This window comes from Roseisolibacter sp. H3M3-2, assembly GCF_029211165.1.
GTDB lineage: Bacteria > Gemmatimonadota > Gemmatimonadetes > Gemmatimonadales > Gemmatimonadaceae > Roseisolibacter.
The window spans coordinates 1-19,240 of record NZ_JARGEK010000005.1; the positions used below are offsets into that span (position 1 = coordinate 1).

Consider the following 19,240-nt stretch of genomic DNA (forward strand, 5'->3'; position numbering starts at 1 on the left):
GCCCCGGCCGACGCCGCCGGCGCGGGCGCGACGCCCCGACGTCCCGCGACCGACAGCGGCGCCCGCCCGCCGGCGCGCCCGACCGTCCCGCCGCCCGACGACGCGACCGCCGCATGAGCGTGCTCGGCTTCCTGCGGGTCAGCTTCGCGGTCGCGCTGCTCGTCCTCCTGCACTTCACGCTGCGCCCCCTCCTCGGGTGGCGGGCGCCGATCGACTTCCTGCTGATCGCGGCGCTGCTGGCCGCCGTCCGCCTCCGCCCCGGGATCGCCGCGCTGGTCGGGATGCTGCTGGGCTTCGCCGCCGACGCGCTGACGCCCAGCGCCTTCGGGTGCGGCGCGCTCGCCCTCAGCTGCGTCTCGTTCCTGGCGTCGTGGCTGAAGGCGGTCTTCTTCGCCGACAACCTGGCGCTCAGCCTGCTGTTCTTCTTCGGCGGGAAGTGGACCTTCGACGTGCTCTACCTGGTAGCAGAGCGGCGTGTCCAGGGCACCGAGCTGGCGATGCAGCTCCTGCTCTGGTCCCCCCTCGCCGCCACGGTGACCGCCATCGCCGGGGTCGTGCTGCTGCTCGTGCTGCGGCCGGTCCTGGGGCGCTCCTCGGCCTGAGCCCCGGCCCCCGCCGGACCCTCGCGTGAGCTTCCATCCCAACGACGTCGCCCGGCGGTCGCGCATCGCGCGGCTGCTGCTGGCCGTCGCCTTCGTGCTCCTCGGGGCCGGGTTCTACCGCGCCCAGGTGCTCCAGCACTCGGACTGGGTGGTGCAGGCCGAGGACAACCGCCTGCGCGAGGTCCCGCTGCCGGCGCCGCGGGGGATCATCTACGACCGCCGCGGGAAGGTCATCGCCGAGAACCTGCCCGGGTACACGGTCTCGATCGTCGCCACGTCGGCGGACTCGCTGCGCGCGGCGCTGCGGCGGCTCAACGAGATCATCCCGTACACCGAGGACGACGTCGAGACGGCGGTGAAGCGCTACAACCGCGCGCCCAACCGTCCGGCGGTCATCCTGGCCGACGCCAACTTCCAGCAGGTCTCGGTGCTCGAGGAGCACCGCACCGAGTTCCCGGCGCTGATCATCCAGAGCGCGCCGAAGCGGTGGTACCCGGACAGCTCGGTCGTGGCCTCGTTCGTGGGCTACACGGCCGAGATCTCGGAGCCCGAGCTCGCGAGCCCGTCGTTCGAGGGGTACAAGGCCGGGATGCGCGTCGGGAAGATGGGGCTGGAACGGCAGTACGAGCAGCAGCTGCGCGGCCAGGAGGGGTACCGCTTCGTCGAGGTCGACGCGCGCGGCCGCGTGGTGCGCGAGGCCGGGCAGGCGCGCGCCGACCAGGAGCCGGTGCCGGGGCCGAACCTGCACACGCACGTCGACCTCGACCTGCAGCGCTTCACCGCCAACCTGTTCGCCGACACGCTGCTCGGCGCCGCCGTGGCGCTCGACCCGACCACGGGGGGCGTGCTGGCGCTGCACTCGTCGCCGACCTACAACCCGAACCGGTTCACCGGCGGGGTGCCGAAGGCGTACTACGACTCGCTGAACAACGACGAGCGTCGCCCGATGTACAACAAGGCGATCCAGGGCCGCTACGCGCCCGCGTCCACGTTCAAGCTCGCGACGTCGATCATCGGGATGCAGAAGGGGCTGGTGAAGCTGACCGACCGGATGCCGCAGCCGTGCACCGGCGGCTTCTGGCACGGCCGCTACTGGCGCTGCTGGGACAAGCAGGGGCACGGCGCGGTGACGCTGGCGCAGGCGCTCGAGAAGTCGTGCAACGTCTACTTCTACCAGCTGGCGCTGCGCCTCTCGCTCGACACGCTGGTCGCCGGCGGCGTGCGCCTCGGCTTCACGGAGCGCAGCGACATCGACCTGCCGAACGAGACGCGCCCGGAGTTTCCGGCCAACGGCAACGAGTATTTCCGGCGCAAGTTCCCGCGCGGCTACGTGAAGAGCTCGGAGGCGCTCAACATCGCCATCGGCCAGGGGGTGGACGCGCAGACGGTCATCAACATGGCCAAGTTCTACACGGCGCTGGCCAACGAGGGCGTGATGTCGCGGCCCACGGTGGTGCGCCGCGCGCCGCAGCGCGAGCGCATCTTCCAGTTCGGGCCCGAGGAGATCGAGGGGCTGCGCCGCGCCCTGGCCGGCGTGGTGTCGGCGCGCGGCACCGCCGGGAGCGCGGCGCTGCAGGGCGTGACCATCGCCGGCAAGACCGGCACGGCGCAGGCGCCGCCGAAGCCCGACCACGCCTGGTTCGTCGGCTTCGCGCCGGCGGAGAACCCGCAGGTGGTCGTGGCCGTCTTCCTCGAGTTCGGGGCGCACGGCTACGCCGCCGCCCGCGTGGCGTCCAAGATCATCGAGGCGTACCTCAAGCGCCCGTCGATCGCGCCGCCGGTGACCGACGACCTCTCGGGGAGCACGTCGGTCGCCAGCGCGCCGCCCCCGCCGCCGGCGGCGGCGCCCGCCGGGGGGACGCAGTGAGCCGGCGCGGCATCGCCTTCGACTGGCCGCTGGTCTCCGTCGCGCTCCTGCTGTCGCTGTACGGGATCGCGATGGTCTACTCGGCGGGGCAGGTGGACGTCGGGGTCACCTACGTGACCGGCGCCTGGATCCGGCAGGCGGCGTGGTTCGGGCTCGCGCTGGTCAGCGCGGCGATGCTCAGCCGCTCGTCCACGCGCTTCCTCGAGTGGGTGTCGTGGCCGGCGTACCTGTTCACGCTGTTCCTGCTGATCGTCACGCTCGCCTTCGGGTCGGGCGCGGGGACGGCGGCGAGCGTGAAGGGGTGGCTGACCATCGGCGGCGTGCGCCTCGGGCAGCCCGCCGAGCTGGCGAAGCCGGTCACGGTGCTGATGCTCGCGCGCATCCTGACGCAGCGGCGCGAGCAGCCCAAGTCGCTGCTCGACCTGTGGCGCCCGGTGCTGGTGGTGGCGGTGCCGTGGCTGCTCATCATGCTGCAGCCCGACCTCGGGTCCGGGCTCGCGTTCATCGGGATCCTGTTCGCCATGCTGTTCTGGGCCGGCGTGCCGTGGCAGATGCTCGCGCTGCTGGCCAGCCCCGCGGTCAGCCTCGTGCTGTCGTTCAACACCGCCGTCTGGGGGATCTGGTTCCTCCTGCTCGTCGGCCTCGTGGTCTGGTACAAGCCGTACCTCGCCGAGGGGGTGACGCTGGTCGTCGCCAACGTGGTGATGGGCGTGCTGGCGCCGCTGCTGTGGGACGCGCTCAAGCCCTACCAGCAGCGCCGCCTCCTGGTCTTCCTCGACCCGATGAACGACCCGCGGGCGTCGGGCTACCACGTGATCCAGTCGCAGGTCGCGATCGGCTCGGGCGGGTGGTTCGGGAAGGGGTGGACGCTCGGCACCCAGAAGCGGCTGGCCTTCCTCCCGGCGCAGCACACCGACTTCATCTTCGCCGTCGTGGGCGAGGAGATGGGGTTCATCGGCGTGTGCGTGGCACTGACGCTCTTCCTGGCGCTGCTGCTGCGGTGCACGCGCATCGCGTCGCGCGCGACCGACGCGTTCAGCAGCCTGGCGGCGTTCGGGCTGCTCGCCAGCTGGTTCGTGCACGTCGTCGTGAACATCGGGATGACGCTGAACCTGATGCCGATCACGGGGATCCCGCTGCCGTTCTTCAGCTACGGCGGGTCGTTCATGCTGATCAGCTGGCTGGCCATCGGGGTGCTGGCGCGGTTCGCGGCGGAGGGGCGGGGGCGGACCGACGGGCTGGCGATCTGAGCGTCCGCTGGCCGGCCGGTCAGCGAGACTTGCTCAGCCTGCCCATCCCCGGCCACATTTCCCCGCCATGGCCTGGTTCCGGAAAGAGCGCAAGCCGCGCGTCCCGCGGCGCGAGCGCCTCGAGATCCCGCCCGACGCGTGGGAGAAGTGCGAGGCGTGCGGGCACACCGACATCCGGGAGAAGTTCGCCCGGAACCTGAACGTGTGCCCCGAGTGCGACTACCACCGCCGGATCCGGGCGGTGGAGTACGTGAACATCCTCCTCGACGAGAACTGGGAGGAGACCGAGGAGGACCTGAAGTCGGCCGACCCCCTCGGCTTCCCGGAGTACTCGGCTCGCCTGAAGAAGGCACAGACGAACGCCGGCGACACCGACGCGATCCTCACGGCGACGGGTGCCGTCGGCGGCCTCCCGGTGAACCTGGGCGTCATGGACTTCGCCTTCATGGGCGGCTCCATGGGCTCCGTGGTCGGGGAGAAGATCGCGCGCGCCGGCCAGCGGTCGCTGGAGCGCAAGCAGCCGTTCCTGATCGTCTCCGCGTCGGGCGGGGCGCGCATGCAGGAGGGGGTGCTCTCGCTGATGCAGATGGCGAAGGCGTCGGCCATCCTGTCGCAGCTCGCCGAGCGGCGGATCCCGTACGTCTCGATCCTCACCAACCCGACCACCGGCGGGGTGAGCGCCAGCTACGCGATGCTGGGCGACGCGATCCTCGCCGAGCCGGGCGCCGTGATCGGCTTCGCCGGGCCGCGCGTCATCAAGCAGACGCTCGGGCAGGACCTCCCCGAGGGGTTCCAGACGGCGGAGTTCCTCGTCGAGCACGGGATGCTCGACGCGGTCGTGCACCGGCGCGACCTCAAGGCGACGGTCGGCCAGCTGCTGCGGCACATGACGGGGAAGCCCGCGGCCGCGCTCACGGCGCCCTGAGCGACCCCCGGAACTCCGGCGCCTACCGCGCGACGCTCGACGCCCTCTTCGCGCGCACCAAGGGCGCGAGCCGGTACGGGCTGGAGCGGGTGCGCGCGCTCCTCGCCGCCCTCGGCGACCCGCACCTCGCGGTCCCCGTCTTCCACGTGGCGGGGACGAACGGGAAGGGGAGCACGGTCGCCACGCTGGAGGCGCTGCTCCGCGCCGGCGGGCACCGCGTGGCGCGCTTCACCTCGCCCCACCTGGTCGACTTCCGCGAGCGGATCGTCGTCGGCGGCGCCCCGATCGCCGAGGCCGAGGTCGAGGCGTGGGTCGCCCGCTGGCTGCCGACCGCGGACGCCCTCGGGGCGACCTTCTTCGAGATCACGACCGCGCTCGCGTTCGACCACTTCGCCCGCGCCGGCGCCGACGTCGCGGTGGTCGAGACGGGACTCGGCGGGCGGCTCGACTCGACCAACGTCGTCCGCCCGCTGGTGGCCGGGGTGACGGCGATCGGGCTGGACCACACGGACCTGCTGGGCGACACGCGCGAGGCGATCGCCGCCGAGAAGGGGGGGATCTTCAAGGCCGGCGCGGCGGCGGTGGTCGGGGAGCCCGATCCGGCCATCCGCGCCGCGCTGGCCGCTCAGGCGCGGGCCGCCGGGGCCGGGCCGGTGCGCGTGGTGGCCGAGGAGTGCACGGTCTCGGACGTGGCGCTCACCGCCGGCGGGACCGCCTTCGCCCTCGACGCCCCGTTCGGGCGCGCGCGGCTGGTGACGCCGCTCCTGGGGGCGTACCAGGCGCACAACGCGGCGACCGCGCTCACCATGCTCGACGCGGCCGGCGACCCGTGGTGGATGCCCATCGACCGGGTGGCGGCGGCGCTGGGCGAGGTCCGGCTGGCCGGCCGCTTCCAGCGCGTGGGGCGGTGGCTGTTCGACGTCGCGCACAACCCCGACGGCGCGCGCGTGCTCGGCCAGACGCTCGGCGCGCTGGCCCCTGAGCGGCCGGTCGTGGCGCTGGTGACCGTGCTGTCGGACAAGGACTGGCGGGGGATGCTGCGCGCGCTGGCGCCCGCGGTCGACCACCTGGTGCTGTCGGTGGCGCCGACGGCGCCGCCGGGGCGCGTGTGGCCGCTGGCGGCGGCGGCGGCGTTCGCGGCCGAGCAGGGGTGGGACGCGGTGGCGGAGCCCGACTTCGACCGCGCGCTGGCGCTGGCGTCGGCGCGGGGGCGCACCGTCCTGGTGACCGGCTCCTTCCACACGGTCGGCGACGCGATGCTTCGCTTGCAGGTCGATCCGCTGGCCCGATAGCTTCCCCGGATGTCAGCCAAGCCACTCCCCGGGTTCCGCGACTTCTACCCCGCGGAGCTCGCCGAGCGAGCGCACGTCATGCGCGTGTGGCGCGAGGTCGCGCGCCGGTACGGGTTCGTCGAGTACGACGGCCCGCCCCTCGAGCCGCTCGACCTGTACACGCGCAAGAGCGGCGACGAGATCGTCGGCCAGCTGTACAACTTCGTCGACAAGGGCGACCGCCCGGTGGCGCTGCGCCCCGAGATGACGCCGACCTTCGCCCGCATGGTCGCCGCGCGCGCCAACGCGCTGCGCAAGCCGGTGCGCTGGTTCTCGATGCCGCAGCTGTTCCGCTACGAGCGGCAGCAGAAGGGGCGGCTGCGCGAGCACTTCCAGCTCAACGTCGACATGGTCGGCGAGGCCGACGTCACGGCCGACGCCGAGCTGCTGGCGGTGGCGATCGACATGCTGCGCGGGCTCGGGCTGACGCAGCACGACGTGCGCGCCCGCGTCAGCGACCGGCGCCTGCTGGCCGCGCTGCTGGCGCGCGTCGGCGTGACCGAGGCGCAGCTCCCGGCGGCGTACCAGGCGATCGACAAGGTCGAGCGCGACCCGCGCACGGTGCTGGTCGAGCGGCTGGCCGGCGCGGGCGTCGGAGGCGACGTGGCGGAGCGGCTGCTCGACCTGGCGCGCCTCTGGTCCGTGGACGAGCTGCGCGCCACGCACGGCGACGACGCGGCGGTGTCCGAGGCGCTCGACCGCTTCGCGCGCTACCAGGCGCACCTGACCGCGCTCGGCGTGCACGAGTGGGTCGTGCTCGACCTGACGATCGTGCGCGGGCTGGCGTACTACACCGGCATCGTCTTCGAGCTGTTCGACGCCCGCGGCGAGTTCCGCGCCATCTGCGGGGGCGGCCGCTACGACACGCTGCTCAAGGCGCTCGGCGACGTCGACCTCCCGGCGCTCGGCTTCGGCATGGGCGACGTGGTGCTCGGCGAGCTGCTGCGCGCGCGGGGGCTGATGCCGTCGCTCGCGCCGACGCTCGACTACTGGCTGGCCGTCGAGGACGCGGAGCTGCTGCCGGTGGCGCAGAGCACGGCGTCGCTGCTGCGCCGCCTCGGCCACGCCGTCGAGTACCCGCTGCGCGAGCAGGCGCTGAACAAGCAGCTCAAGGCCGCCGTCAACGCGGGCGCGCGCGAGGCGGTGATCCTGCGCCGCGAGGCGCTCGCCGGGCGCGGCGAGGTGCTCGTGCGCGCGCTGTCCGACGGCCAGGAGTCCGCGCACCAGCTGGGCGCCTGGCTCGAGGCCCGCATCGCCGAGGCGGGGGGCGCGCACGGCGTCTCCCCCGCCTGACCGGTCCCACCCCGACCCTCCGATGGCCGACGACAAGAAGCTGACCACCCGCGCCGCCGACTTCAGCGCCTGGTACAACGAGCTGGTGCTCCGCGCCGAGCTGGCGGACTACTCGCCGGTGCGCGGCTGCATGGTGATCCGGCCGAACGGCTACGGCATCTGGGAGCGGATGCAGCGCGCCCTGGACGACGAGTTCAAGGCGACGGGGCACGTCAACGCGTACTTCCCGCTGTTCATCCCCGAGAGCTTCCTGAGCAAGGAGGCGGAGCACGTCGAGGGGTTCGCCCCCGAGACGGCGGTGGTGACGCACGGCGGCGGCAAGAAGCTCGAGGAGCCGCTGGTCGTCCGCCCGACGTCGGAGACGATCATCTACTCGATGTTCGCCAAGTGGGTGCAGAGCTACCGCGACCTGCCGCTGCTCTACAACCAGTGGGCGAACGTGGTCCGCTGGGAGATGCGCACCCGGCTCTTCCTGCGCACGATGGAGTTCCTCTGGCAGGAGGGGCACACGGCGCACGCGACGCACGACGAGGCGGAGCAGGAGACCCGCCGCATGCTCGGCGTGTACCGCGAGTTCATGGAAGGGTGGATCGCGATGCCCATCATTACCGGGCAGAAGACCGAGAGCGAGAAGTTCGCCGGCGCGCTGCGCACGTACTCGTGCGAGGCGATGATGCAGGACGGCAAGGCGCTGCAGGCCGGCACGTCGCACAACCTGGGGCAGAACTTCGCCAAGGCGTTCGACCTCAAGTTCCAGAGCGAGGCGGGGTCGATGGAGTACGCCTGGAACACCAGCTGGGGGGTGTCGACGCGCATGGTCGGCGGGCTGGTGATGACGCACGGCGACGACAACGGGCTCCAGATCCCGCCGCGCCTCGCCCCGGTCGAGCTGGTGATCGTCCCGATCTGGCGCACCGACGAGGAGAAGGCGACGGTGTTCGAGGCCGCGCGCAACCTGCGGGATCGGTTGAGCGTGCGCGAGCGCGGCGGCCCGCCGCGGCTGCGCGTCCACCTCGACGACCGCGAGGGGATTAAGCCGGGCGCCAAGTACTACCACTGGGAGACGCGCGGCGTGCCGCTCCGGCTGGAGCTCGGCCCCCGCGACATCGCCGCCAACCAGGGCGTCCTGGTGCGCCGCGACTCGCGCGCCAAGCAGCCGGTCTCGCTCGACACGATCGCCGACGACGTGGCGGCGCTGCTGGAGACGATCCAGGGCGACATGCTGGCCGCGGCGCGCGCGCGGCGCGACGAGCGGATCCACCGCGGCGTGACGTCGTACGACACGTTCCGGGAGATCATGGACGCGGGCGGCTTCGTCTTCGCCGGCTGGAACGGCGACCCGGCCGTGGAGGCGCGGGTGAAGGAGGAGACCAAGGCGACGATCCGCGTCATCCCTGACGCCGAGTTCCGGAGCCCCGAGGCGCCGACGCGCTGCCTCGTCACGGGCGACCCGGCGAAGCACGAGGTCGTGTGGGCGAGAGCGTACTGAGCGCCGGGGCGGCCGCGCACGCGGAGCCGGGCTTCCCCTACGTGGACGGCGTCCTGCACTGCGACGCCGTCCCCGCCCCCGTGATCGCCGAGGCGGCAGGGACGCCGACGTACGTGTACAGCGCGGGGATGATCCGACGGCAGTACCGCCGGCTCGACGCCGCGTTCGCGCGCGTCCCGCACCGCATCCACTACAGCGTCAAGGCGAACTCGAACCTCGCGATCCTGCGCCTGCTGCAGGCGGAGGGGGCCGGCGTCGACATCGTGTCGGGCGGGGAGCTGTACCGCGCCCGCGAGGCCGGCTACGCCGGCGGCGACGTGGTGTTCAGCGGGGTGGGGAAGCTCGCCCGCGAGCTGCACGAGGCGCTGGCGGCCGGCGTGCGCGTCGTCAACGTCGAGAGCGAGGGGGAGCTCCTGCTGCTCGACCGGGTGGCGCGCGAGCGCGGCGTGGTGGCGCCGGTGGCGCTGCGCGTGAACCCCGAGGTCGCGGTCGACAACCCGCACGAGTACATCCGGACCGGCGAGAAGGGGCACAAGTTCGGCATCCCCTTCGACGACGTGCCGCGCGTCGCGCGCGAGACGCGCGACCTGCCGAACCTCGCGCTGGTCGGCCTCGACATGCACATCGGCTCGCAGATCGCGAGCTGGGAGCCGTACGACGCCGCGCTCGCGCGGCTGGTCGCGCTGCTCGTGCGGGTGCGCGCCGAGGGGGCGGACCAGGTGAAGTACCTCGACATCGGCGGCGGGCTGGCGGTGTCGTACGACGACGAGGCGCCCGCCGACGTGCAGCGCTTCGCCGCCGGCGTGATCGAGGCGACGAAGGGGCTCGACGTGACGCTGATCCTCGAGCCGGGGCGCTACCTGGTCGCCGAGTCGGGGATCCTGCTCACCGAGGTGCTGTTCCGGAAGCGCAGCGGCGGCAAGGAGTACGTGATCACCGACGCCGGGATGAACGACCTGCTCCGCCCCTCGCACTACGAGGCGTTCCACCGCATCGACGCGGTGCGGCCGACGGGGGAGCAGGTGGTCGCCGACGTGGTCGGCCCGGTGTGCGAGAGCGGCGACTTCCTGGCGCTCGACCGCCGCACCGACGACGCGCAGCCGGGGGCGCTGCTGGCGGTGCGCACCGCCGGCGCGTACGGCTTCTCGATGGCGTCGAACTACAACTCGCGCCCCCGTCCCGCCGAGGTGCTGGTGGACGGCGACCGGTTCGCCGTCGTCACGGAGCGCGAGCGGTACGAGGACCTGGTGCGCCAGGAGCGCGCGTCCCTCGAATGGAGGCTCGGGTGAGGATCGGCCTGCTGTCGGACACGCACGACCGCGTCCCCGCGGTCGCCGAGCTGCTGCGCCGCTTCGCGGCCAACGGCGTCCAGCTGGTGATGCACGCCGGCGACTTCTGCTCGCCGTTCTCGATGCGCCCCCTGCGGGAGACGACGATCCCGCTGCTCGGCGTCTTCGGCCGCAACGACGGGGACCACGACGGGCTGTCGGCGTTCGCCGCGGCGCTGCCGGCCGGCGGCGAGATCTACGACTCGCCGCACAGCTTCGAGGTCGGCGGCCACACCGTGCTGCTGGTGCACGACCTGGCCGAGGCCAACCCGCGGTCGCTGGAGTCGCACCAGGTGATCGTCCACGGGTGCGCGCACGTCGCCGAGATGAAGGAGCGGGGCGGGGCGCTGCTGGTGAACCCGGGCGAGGCCTGCGGCTGGCTGCACGGCGCGCCGACGGGCGCGATCCTGGACCTCGTCGCGCGCCGCGTCGAGTTCCTCAAGCTGGAAGAACCCGAGTGGCGCGCCTGACGCCGAGGACATGAGCAGCCGCATCCTGATCATCGACTACGGCTCGCAGTACACGCAGCTCATCGCGCGGCGCGTGCGCGAGGCCCGCGTCTACTCCGAGATCCACCCGCCCACCCGCTCGCTCGACTGGGTGCGGGAGTGGAAGCCGACCGGGATCATCCTCTCGGGCGGCCCCAACTCGGTGTACGGGGAGAACGTGCCGACCGCGGACCCGGCGCTGCTCGACGTGGCGCCGACGCTCGGCATCTGCTACGGGATGCAGCTCATCTCGCACCTGCTCGGCGGCGAGGTGACGCGCGGCGGGCACCGCGAGTACGGGCGCGACGAGGTCGTGATCGACGAGTCGGCCGGGCTGTTCGCCGGCTTCGGCGCCGGCGAGCGCACGCACGTCTGGATGAGCCACGGCGACCACGTCGAGCAGGCGCCGCCGGGCTTCCGCGTCGTCGCGCACTCGGGCAAGCAGGCGATCGCCGCGATCCGCCACGAGACGAAGCCGATCCTCGCGGTGCAGTTCCACCCCGAGGTCGCGCACACGCCGCGCGGCTCGGAGATCATCGCCAACTTCCTGTTCGACGTCTGCGGCTGCGAGCCGGGGTGGACGCCCGGCGCCTTCATCGAGGAGGAGGTCGCGAAGATCCGCGCGCAGGTGGGCGACGCGCGCGTGATCTGCGGGCTGTCGGGGGGCGTCGACTCGTCGGTGGCGGCCGCGCTGGTGCACCGCGCGATCGGCGACCAGCTGACCTGCATCTTCGTCGACAACGGGCTGCTGCGGCTGCACGAGCGCGAGCAGGTCGAGCGCACCTTCCGCGCGAACCTCGGCATCGACCTGCGCGTCGTCGACGCGTCGGACCGGTTCCTCGAGGCGCTGGCCGGCGTCGACGACCCCGAGACCAAGCGCAAGCGCATCGGGCACACGTTCATCGACGTGTTCGAGGACGCCGCGGCGCACGTGGGCGACGACGTCCGCTTCCTCGTGCAGGGAACGCTCTACCCCGACGTGATCGAGTCGGTGTCGCCGACCGGCGGCCCGAGCGTGACGATCAAGTCGCACCACAACGTCGGCGGCCTCAAGCCCGACATGAAGTTCGCGCTGGTCGAGCCGCTGCGCGAGCTGTTCAAGGACGAGGTGCGGAACGTCGGGCGCGAGCTCGGGCTCCCGGAGGAGATGGTGGGGCGGCACCCGTTCCCGGGCCCCGGCCTCGGCATCCGCGTCATCTCGGACGTCACCCGCGAGAAGCTCGACGTCCTGCGCCAGGCCGACGCGATCTACCTCGAGGAGATCCGCGCCGCGGGGCTGTACGACGAGATCTGGCAGGCGTTCGCGGTGCTGCTCCCGATCCGCTCGGTGGGCGTGATGGGCGACGAGCGCACCTACGAGAACGTGCTCGCGCTGCGCGCGGTGACCAGCACCGACGGGATGACCGCCGACTGGTTCCACTTCCCGCACGAGGCGCTCGGGCGGATCTCGAACCGCATCATCCGCGAGGTCGCCGGGATCAACCGCGTCGTCTACGACGTCAGCTCCAAGCCGCCGGCGACGATCGAGTGGGAGTGAGGGGAGCGTCGAGCGTCGAGCGGTGAGCGTCGAGGGGGCTCCGCGCGGGGGACGGATCGTCCCGCCCTGCGGAGCCCCCTCGACGCTCGACGCTCACCGCTCGCCGCTGCCGTTCACACTCCCTTCTCCTTCAGCAGCTCCATGAACTGCGCCGGCTCGGTCAGCGACAGGAGGCGCGTCGGGACGTCGGGCTCCTTGCTGAACTGCGCGATCTTGCCGAGCACGGGGAGGTACTGGTTCGACACCTCGAGCGGCGGCGCGACGATCAGGAAGAAGAAGTTGACCGGTTTCTCGTCGATCGCCTTGAAGTCCACGCCGCCGGGCTTCCGGCCGAAGGCGACGCGCAGCTTGTTGACGACCAGCGAGCGGCAGTGGGGAATCGCGATCCCGCGCCCGATCCCGGTCGAGCCGAGGTTCTCGCGGCGCTTGAGCATCTTGAACAGCATCCCCTCGGACTTGTCGTCGAGCTTGAGGAGGGAGATCAGCTCCTTGAGGATGTCGTCCTTGGTCGTCCCCTCGAGCTCCAGCTTCACCGCGTCTTCGGAGAAGAACTCGCGCAGTTCCATCGCGGGCCTCGGTCGTGTCGTCGGTCGTGCGGTCGATCGTGGCGGCGCCCCGGGCGGGTCGGCCGCAGAAGGGTCGAAGCTACCCGGGGGGGCGGCGCCCGGCAACCCGCTCGGTCCGGCAGCGTAAGCGAAAGCGTTGCAACCAGTTGGCAGGCGCCGTTAGGTTTCGGGCATGCCGCGCTTCCCGTTCCCCGTCGCCGCCGAGACGCCCCTCTACCTGGCCCCCATGGCCGGGGTCTCGGAGTCGCCCTTCCGGCGGCTCTGCGCCCGGCACGGCGCCGACGTGGTCGTGACCGAGTTCCTCTCGGCCGAGGGGATCCGGCGCGAGAACGGGGCGACGCTGGCCAAGCTGCGCTTCGGGGCCGACGAGCGCCCGATCGGCGTGCAGATCTTCGGCGCCGAGCCCGAGGCGATGGCGCAGGCCGCCGCGCTCGTGACCGACGTGTTCCAGCCGGAGTTCGTCGACATCAACTTCGGCTGCCCCGTCAAGAAGGTCGTCAAGCGCAACGGCGGGTCCGGCTGCCTCAAGGACCTCGACCTCGTGCAGCGGATCATCCGCGCGGTCGTGGCGGCCACGCACCTGCCGGTGACCGTCAAGACGCGCAGCGGCTGGAGCGAGGACACGCGCGACCCGGTCGGCATCGCGCTCCGCATGCAGGACGCCGGCGCGAAGGCGTTCACGCTGCACGCGCGGACCCGGACGCAGATGTACACCGGGCACGCCCGCTGGGAGGAGATCGCCGCGGTGGTCGACGCGCTCGACGTCCCCGTGATCGGCAACGGCGACATCAAGACGCCCGACGACGCGGTGCGCATGCACCGCGTGACGCGCGCCGCCGGGATCATGATCGGGCGCGGCTCGTACGGGCAGCCGTGGATCTTCGACCAGGCGAAGGATCTGCTCGCGGGGCGCCCGATGCGGCCGACGCCCGAGGTCGCCGATCGGTTCGCGATCGCGCTCGACCACGCCCGGATGGTGCAGGCGTACGAGACCGACCCGAAGGGCGCCGCGATCGAGTTCCGGAAGCACCTCGGCTGGTACGCGAAGGGGCTCCCCAACTCCGCGGACCTGCGGCGCGCGCTGCACGCCGTGTCGTCGTTCGGCGAGGTCGAGGGGATCTTCGCCGACTACCTGGAGCGGATGCGGCGCGGGGAGTTCGCGGCCTCGGCGCCGTCGCCCGAACCCGAGCCGGCCGGGTGCGACGCCGAGCCCGTGGATCCCTGCTGCGTCGAGGACGTGGCGGCGTGAGGCGCGACCGCGCGATGCGCCTGCTGGAGGCGGTCGCGCGGGGGGAGGTGCCGCCGGCCGCCGCGCTCGATGAGCTGGCGCTGCCGCCGGTCGAGGCGGTGGACGGGTTCGCGCAGCTCGACCACCACCGCGCGCTCCGGCAGGGGATGCCCGAGGTGGTGTTCGGGCAAGGGAAGACGGCGGCGCAGTGCGTCGCGATCTGCGAGCGGCTGGAGGCGCGCGACGGCGGCTTCCTCGTGACGCGCGCCGACGACGCCACGCGCACGGCGCTTGCCGCGCGCTTTCCGGGCGCGGCCGCGAACCCGCTCGCGCGCACGGTGCGCCTCGGCGGGCCGGACGCGGTGGACCGGGGGGTGGTCGTCGTCACCGCCGGGACGGCCGACCTGCCGGTCGCCGAGGAGTGCGTCGAGACGCTGCGGGCGCTCGGCGTCGCGGCTGGGCGGGTGACCGACGTGGGGGTGGCCGGCGTACACCGGGTGCTGGCGCAGGCGCCGGTGCTCGCGGCGGCCGCCGTGACGATCGTCGTCGCGGGGATGGACGGCGCGCTGCCGTCGGTCGTGGGCGGGCTCGTGCGGGGGGCGGTGGTCGCCGTGCCGACCAGCGTGGGCTACGGCGCCGCGTTCCAGGGGCTGGCCCCGCTGCTCACCATGCTCAACAGCTGCGCCGCCGGGGTGCTCGTCACGAACATCGACAACGGCTTCGGCGCGGCCGTGGCGGCGTGGCGCATCCTCCAGTCCGGCAACGACTTGCGCGCAGAGACCTCGGGTTGATTCCGGGGCCGGCGCGCGATACATTACTTCCCGTAGCACACGGGGGTGATCTGGCTTCGACGGGGTTGGTGAAGCCGTGGCTGCGCGCCCAGGTCCTCGGGTCCCTGGTAAAACACTCGGGAATGATCCAACTGCCAACAACAACCTGGCTCTCGCTGCCTAACCCTTAGGGGTTAGCGTGGCAGTGCTCACGAGGAAGCCCGCCCGGGGCGTCGCGTGAGTATCGAAAATCTGGGCTAGCCCGCCGGTGTGTCTGCCGGCGGCGGGCGAAACTCCAGCAGACTCGTCCGGGAGTGGGCCGCCCACTGGCCAGCGACCGGAGACCTCAATCGGTGGGCTACGCGCGTAGACGCTGTGGTAGATCTTGCTTCGGACAGGGGTTCGAATCCCCTCACCTCCACTGCGAAGCGGGGCCGGTCATCCAGACCGGCCCCGCTTCGTGTTCAGCCCTCCCGCCGCACGCTGAGCGCGCCGGGCTCCCCGTCGTCGAGCGCGGCGTGCGCCGCCGCCAGGCGGGCCACCGGGACCCGGAAGGGCGAGCACGACACGTAGTCCACGCCGCTCCGGTGGAAGAACCGCACGGACTTCGGCTCGCCCCCGTGCTCGCCGCAGACGCCGACCTTGAGGTCCGCGCGCGTCGAGCGCCCGTCGAAGATCGCGCGCCGCACGATCTTGCCGACGCCGTCCTGGTCGAGCACCTGGAACGGGTCCTCCTCGAAGATCCCCTTCTCGATGTAGGCGCCGAGGAAGCGGCCGGCGTCGTCGCGCGACAGCCCGAGCACCGTCTGCGTCAGGTCGTTGGTGCCGAAGCTGAAGAACTCCGCCGACCGCGCGATCTCGTCGGCCGTCAGCGCGGCGCGCGGCAGCTCGATCATCGTGCCGACGAGGTAGGGGACCGGCTCGCCCATCGCGCCCATCACGTCGTCGGCGACCTTCCGGATGATTGCCGCCTGGTGCTCGAACTCCTTCACCGTGGCGACCAGCGGGATCATGATCTCGGGGCGCACGTCGTGACCGCGGCGCGAGCTGCGCACCGCCGCCTCGAAGATCGCCCGCGACTGCATCTCCGTGATCTCGGGGTAGGTGATCCCGAGGCGGCACCCGCGGTGACCGAGCATGGGGTTCGCCTCGCGCAGGTCGTCGACGATGCGGTGCAGCTCGTCGCGCCCCATCCCGAGCGTGCGCGCCAGCAGCTTCGACTCCTCGCCGCCGTGCGGCAGGAACTCGTGCAGCGGCGGGTCGAGCAGGCGGATCGTGACCGGGAAGCCGCGCATCGCCTCGAAGATCCCCTCGAAGTCGGCGCGCTGCATCGGGAGCAGCTTCGCCAGCGCGCGCCGGCGCCCCCCCTCCTCGCGGGCGACGATCATCTCGCGCATCGCGGTGATGCGGTCGCCCTCGAAGAACATGTGCTCCGTGCGACAGAGCCCGATCCCCTCGGCGCCGAAGGCGCGCGCCATGCGGGCGTCGCGCGGGGTGTCGGCGTTCGCGCGGACCTTCAGCGAGCGCACCTCGTCCGCCCAGCCGAGCACGCGCGAGAAGGCGCGGTAGGTCGGCGCGCGGTCGGCCATCAGCTGCCCGCCCACGACGCGCACGATCTCGCTCGGCACCGTCGGCAGGTCGCCGGCGTAGACCTGCCCGCTGGCGCCGTCGAGGGTGATCCAGTCGCCCTCGGCCACCGTCGCGCCGCCCGCGGAGAAGCGGCGGCGCTCGTGGTCGACGTGGACCTCCTTCGCGCCGACGACGGCGCACTTGCCCATCCCGCGCGCCACGACCGCGGCGTGGCTGGTCATCCCGCCGCGCGACGTCAGGATGGCGCGCGCGGCGACCATCCCGTGGAAGTCCTCGGGCGTCGTCTCCTCGCGGACGAGGATCACCGCCTCGCCGCCGGCCGCGCGCTTCTCCGCCGTGTCGGGGTCGAACACCGCGCGCCCGCTGGCCGCGCCGGGGCTGGCCGGCAGCCCGCCGGCGATCGGCGTCGCGCGCACCGCCGAGTCGATCACGGGGTGCAGCAGCTGGTCGACCTGCGCGGGGACGACGCGCCGCACCGCCTCGGCGCGGTCGATGAGCCCCTCGCGCACCATCTCGTCGGCGATGCGCACCGCGGCGGCGGCGGCGCGCTTGCCGGTGCGCGTCTGCAGCAGGTAGAGCCTCCCGCGCTCGACGGTGAACTCGATGTCCTGCATCTCGCGGAAGTGCGCCTCGAGCCGCTGCTGCGTCTCCAGCAGCTCGGCGTAGGCGCCCGGGAGGCGCTCGGCCATCTCCTCGATGCGCAGCGGCGTGCGGATGCCGGCCACCACGTCCTCGCCCTGCGCGTTGACGAGGAACTCGCCGTAGAAGCGCCGCTCCCCCGTCGACGGGTCGCGGGTGAAGGCGACGCCGGTGCCCGAGTCGTCGCCCATGTTCCCGAACACCATCGCCACCACGTTCACGCCGGTGCCGAGCGTGTCGGGGATCCCGTTCACGCGGCGGTAGTCGACCGCCTTCTTGAGCGTCCACGAGCGCCACACCGCCTCGATGGCGCCCCACAGCTGCTCGCGCGGGTCCATCGGGAACTCGCGGCCGGTCGCGTTGCGGACGAGCGCCTTGTACTCCTCGCTCAGCGTGCGCAGCGCGCCCTCCGACAGCTCCGCGTCGGTGGCGACGCCCTCGGTGAGCCGCTTGGCGCCGAGCAGCTGCTCGAAGCGCGCGACGGGGACGCCGAGGACGACGTCGCCGTACATCTGCAGGAAGCGGCGGTAGGAGTCGAACGCGAAGCGCGCGTTGCCGCTGTGCCGTGCGAGGCCCTGGACCGTGCGGTCGTTGAGGCCGAGGTTGAGGATCGTCTCCATCATCCCCGGCATCGACACGGCGGCGCCGGAGCGCACCGAGACGAGCAGCGGGTCGGTCGGGTCGCCGAACCGACGGCCGGCGGTCTCCTCGAGCCGCGCGAGCGCGCGCGCGACCTCGTCGCGCAGCCCGGACGGCGGCGCGCCGCCGCGCAAGTACTCCACGCAGGCGGCGCAGGCGATCGTGAACCCCGGCGGGACCGGCACGCCGAGATTGGTCATCTCGGCGAGGTTGGCGCCCTTCCCGCCGAGCACCGCCTTCATGTCCTTCGTGCCCTCGGCGGCGCCGCCGCCGAAGGCGTAGACCAGGCGACCGTCGCCGCCCGCCGCCCCGTCAGCAGCCGCAGCCGAATCGGAGCTTGTCGGGGTCGGTCGGGGGTGGGGTGGGGTAGTCGCCGGAGAAGCAGGCATGGCAGAAGCCGGTCGGACCGGAGGGGACCGAGGACAGCATCCCGTCCAGCGAGAGGTAGCCCAGCGAGTCCACGCCGATGGCGTGGGCGATCTCCTCGAGCGAGAGGTTGGCCGCGATCAGCTCCTCCCGGTTCGGGGTGTCGATCCCGTAGTAGCACGGCCCCGTGATCGGCGCCGAGCTCACGCGCATGTGCACTTCCCGGGCCCCCGCCGCGCGCACCATCGCCACCAGCCCGCGCGTCGTCGTCCCGCGGACGATCGAGTCGTCGACCATCACCACGCTCTTCCCCTCGAGCACCTCGCGCACCGCGTTGTACTTCACGCGCACCTTCGAGTCGCGGTCGCCCTGCGTCGGCTGGATGAACGTCCGGCCGACGTAATGGTTCCGGATCAGCGCCAGCTCGTACGACAGCCCCGCCTCCTCGGCGAAGCCGAGCGCCGCGGAGTTCGACGAGTCGGGGACGGAGAAGACGAGGTCCGCCCCCGGCGCGGGGCACTCGCGCGCCAGCTGCCGGCCGAGCGCGCGGCGCGCGCGGTCGACGGAGCCGCCGAAGATGCGGCTGTCGGGGCGCGCGAAGTACACGTGCTCGAAGACGCACTTCCGCGCCTCCTGCCGCGGGAAGGGGAAGGAGCTGCGCACCCCCTCGGCGTCGACGGCGACCACCTCGCCCGGCTCCACGTCGCGCACGTACGTCGCGCCGACGATGTCGAGGGCGCAGGTCTCGGACGCGAACACCGCCGCGCCGTTCAGCTCCCCCATGACGAGCGGGCGCCAGCCGCGCGGGTCGCGGGCGGCGACGAGCGTGTCGCCGAGCACGATGAGCAGGCAGTACGCGCCCTCGACGCCCTGCAGCGCCTCGGACACGCGCCCCTCGGGGGTGCGGGCGCTGGCGCGGGCGATGCGGTGCACGATGGCCTCGCTGTCCATCGTCGACTGGAAGATCGCGCCCTGCTCCTCCAGCTCGAAGCGCAGCTCCGTCGCGTTGGTCAGGTTGCCGTTGTGCGCGAGCGCGATGTGGCCGCCGCGCGAGCGGGCGAGCACCGGCTGCGCGTTCTCGAGCGTCGACGAGCCGGCCGTGCTGTAGCGCGTGTGGCCGATGGCCGTGCCGCCGCCGCGCAGCGTCTCGACCTCCTCCTCCAGCAGCCCCTCGCTGACGAGGCCCATGCGCTTCATGACGTGCGCCTCGCCGGCGCGGTCGAGCGCCGCGATCCCGGCCGACTCCTGGCCGCGGTGCTGCAGGGAGTACAGGCCGAGCTGCGTGACGGCCGCCGCGTCGGGGTGGCCGCGCAGGCCGAAGATGCCGCACAT

General features: G+C 72.8%; 15 protein-coding genes and 1 other RNA gene. 13 read left to right on the top strand and 3 right to left on the bottom strand.

The genetic code is table 11. The features are described from left to right. Nucleotides 1–113: 113 nt before the first annotated feature. The 10 genes from PYV61_RS01055 to guaA all read left to right on the top strand — a co-directional run bounded on the left by PYV61_RS01055 (nt 114) and on the right by guaA (nt 12,110). A complete protein-coding gene (locus tag PYV61_RS01055) occupies nt 114–602 on the top strand; it encodes a hypothetical protein (RefSeq protein ID WP_275827392.1) in 489 nt (162 codons plus the stop codon). Between the two features lie 25 nt (nt 603–627). Continuing rightward, nucleotides 628–2,469 (top strand): penicillin-binding protein 2, encoded by a 1,842-nt coding sequence (mrdA, locus tag PYV61_RS01060; RefSeq protein WP_275827393.1) that lies wholly within the window; start codon nt 628–630, stop codon nt 2,467–2,469. Further along, entirely contained in the window at nt 2,466–3,719 is a 1,254-nt protein-coding gene (rodA, locus tag PYV61_RS01065; RefSeq protein ID WP_275827395.1) for a rod shape-determining protein RodA, read from the top strand. The genes mrdA and rodA overlap by 4 nt, the downstream gene beginning before the upstream one ends. Before the next feature lie 67 nt (nt 3,720–3,786). Next, complete coding sequence (accD, locus tag PYV61_RS01070; protein WP_275827397.1) at nt 3,787–4,644, top strand: acetyl-CoA carboxylase, carboxyltransferase subunit beta; 858 nt, start codon at nt 3,787–3,789, stop codon at nt 4,642–4,644. 89 nt (nt 4,645–4,733) lie between these two features. Then, nucleotides 4,734–5,936, top strand: a complete 1,203-nt coding sequence (locus tag PYV61_RS01075; protein WP_275827399.1) for a folylpolyglutamate synthase/dihydrofolate synthase family protein — start codon at nt 4,734–4,736, stop codon at nt 5,934–5,936. Between the two features lie 9 nt (nt 5,937–5,945). After that, a complete protein-coding gene (gene hisS / locus PYV61_RS01080; RefSeq protein WP_275827401.1) occupies nt 5,946–7,268 on the top strand; it encodes a histidine--tRNA ligase in 1,323 nt (440 codons plus the stop codon). 22 nt (nt 7,269–7,290) lie between these two features. Beyond that, nucleotides 7,291–8,757, top strand: coding sequence for a proline--tRNA ligase (proS, locus tag PYV61_RS01085; protein WP_275827403.1), 1,467 nt, complete (start codon nt 7,291–7,293; stop codon nt 8,755–8,757). After that, nucleotides 8,739–10,046 (top strand): diaminopimelate decarboxylase, encoded by a 1,308-nt coding sequence (lysA, locus tag PYV61_RS01090; protein WP_275827405.1) that lies wholly within the window; start codon nt 8,739–8,741, stop codon nt 10,044–10,046. The genes proS and lysA overlap by 19 nt, the downstream gene beginning before the upstream one ends. Further along, entirely contained in the window at nt 10,043–10,555 is a 513-nt protein-coding gene (locus PYV61_RS01095; protein ID WP_275827407.1) for a metallophosphoesterase, read from the top strand. The genes lysA and PYV61_RS01095 overlap by 4 nt, the downstream gene beginning before the upstream one ends. 10 nt (nt 10,556–10,565) lie before the next feature. Then, on the top strand, nt 10,566–12,110 hold the full coding sequence (guaA, locus tag PYV61_RS01100; RefSeq protein WP_275827409.1) for a glutamine-hydrolyzing GMP synthase: 1,545 nt from the start codon (nt 10,566–10,568) through the stop codon (nt 12,108–12,110). A 113-nt stretch (nt 12,111–12,223) separates the two neighbouring features. Here the strand turns inward: guaA and PYV61_RS01105 are convergent, their stop codons facing one another. Further along, nucleotides 12,224–12,676, bottom strand: coding sequence for a PTS sugar transporter subunit IIA (locus PYV61_RS01105; protein WP_275827411.1), 453 nt, complete (start codon nt 12,674–12,676; stop codon nt 12,224–12,226). A gap of 172 nt (nt 12,677–12,848) precedes the next feature. Here PYV61_RS01105 and dusB point away from each other — a divergent pair, with 172 nt between their 5' ends. The 3 genes from dusB (at nt 12,849) to ssrA (ending at nt 15,098) form a co-directional block, all read left to right on the top strand. Next, a complete protein-coding gene (dusB, locus tag PYV61_RS01110; RefSeq protein WP_275827413.1) occupies nt 12,849–13,925 on the top strand; it encodes a tRNA dihydrouridine synthase DusB in 1,077 nt (358 codons plus the stop codon). Beyond that, nucleotides 13,922–14,695, top strand: a complete 774-nt coding sequence (gene larB, locus PYV61_RS01115) for a nickel pincer cofactor biosynthesis protein LarB (protein WP_275827415.1) — start codon at nt 13,922–13,924, stop codon at nt 14,693–14,695. Before dusB ends, larB begins: the two co-directional genes overlap by 4 nt. Before the next feature lie 41 nt (nt 14,696–14,736). Then, nucleotides 14,737–15,098: a transfer-messenger RNA gene (gene ssrA / locus PYV61_RS01120) on the top strand. A 40-nt stretch (nt 15,099–15,138) separates the two neighbouring features. Here the strand turns inward: ssrA and ppdK are convergent. Together ppdK and purF are read right to left on the bottom strand one after the other, a co-directional pair. Next, nucleotides 15,139–17,829 (bottom strand): pyruvate, phosphate dikinase, encoded by a 2,691-nt coding sequence (ppdK, locus tag PYV61_RS01125; RefSeq protein WP_345785194.1) that lies wholly within the window; start codon nt 17,827–17,829, stop codon nt 15,139–15,141. 25 nt (nt 17,830–17,854) lie between these two features. Next, complete coding sequence (gene purF, locus PYV61_RS01130) at nt 17,855–19,240, bottom strand: amidophosphoribosyltransferase (RefSeq protein ID WP_275827419.1); 1,386 nt, start codon at nt 19,238–19,240, stop codon at nt 17,855–17,857.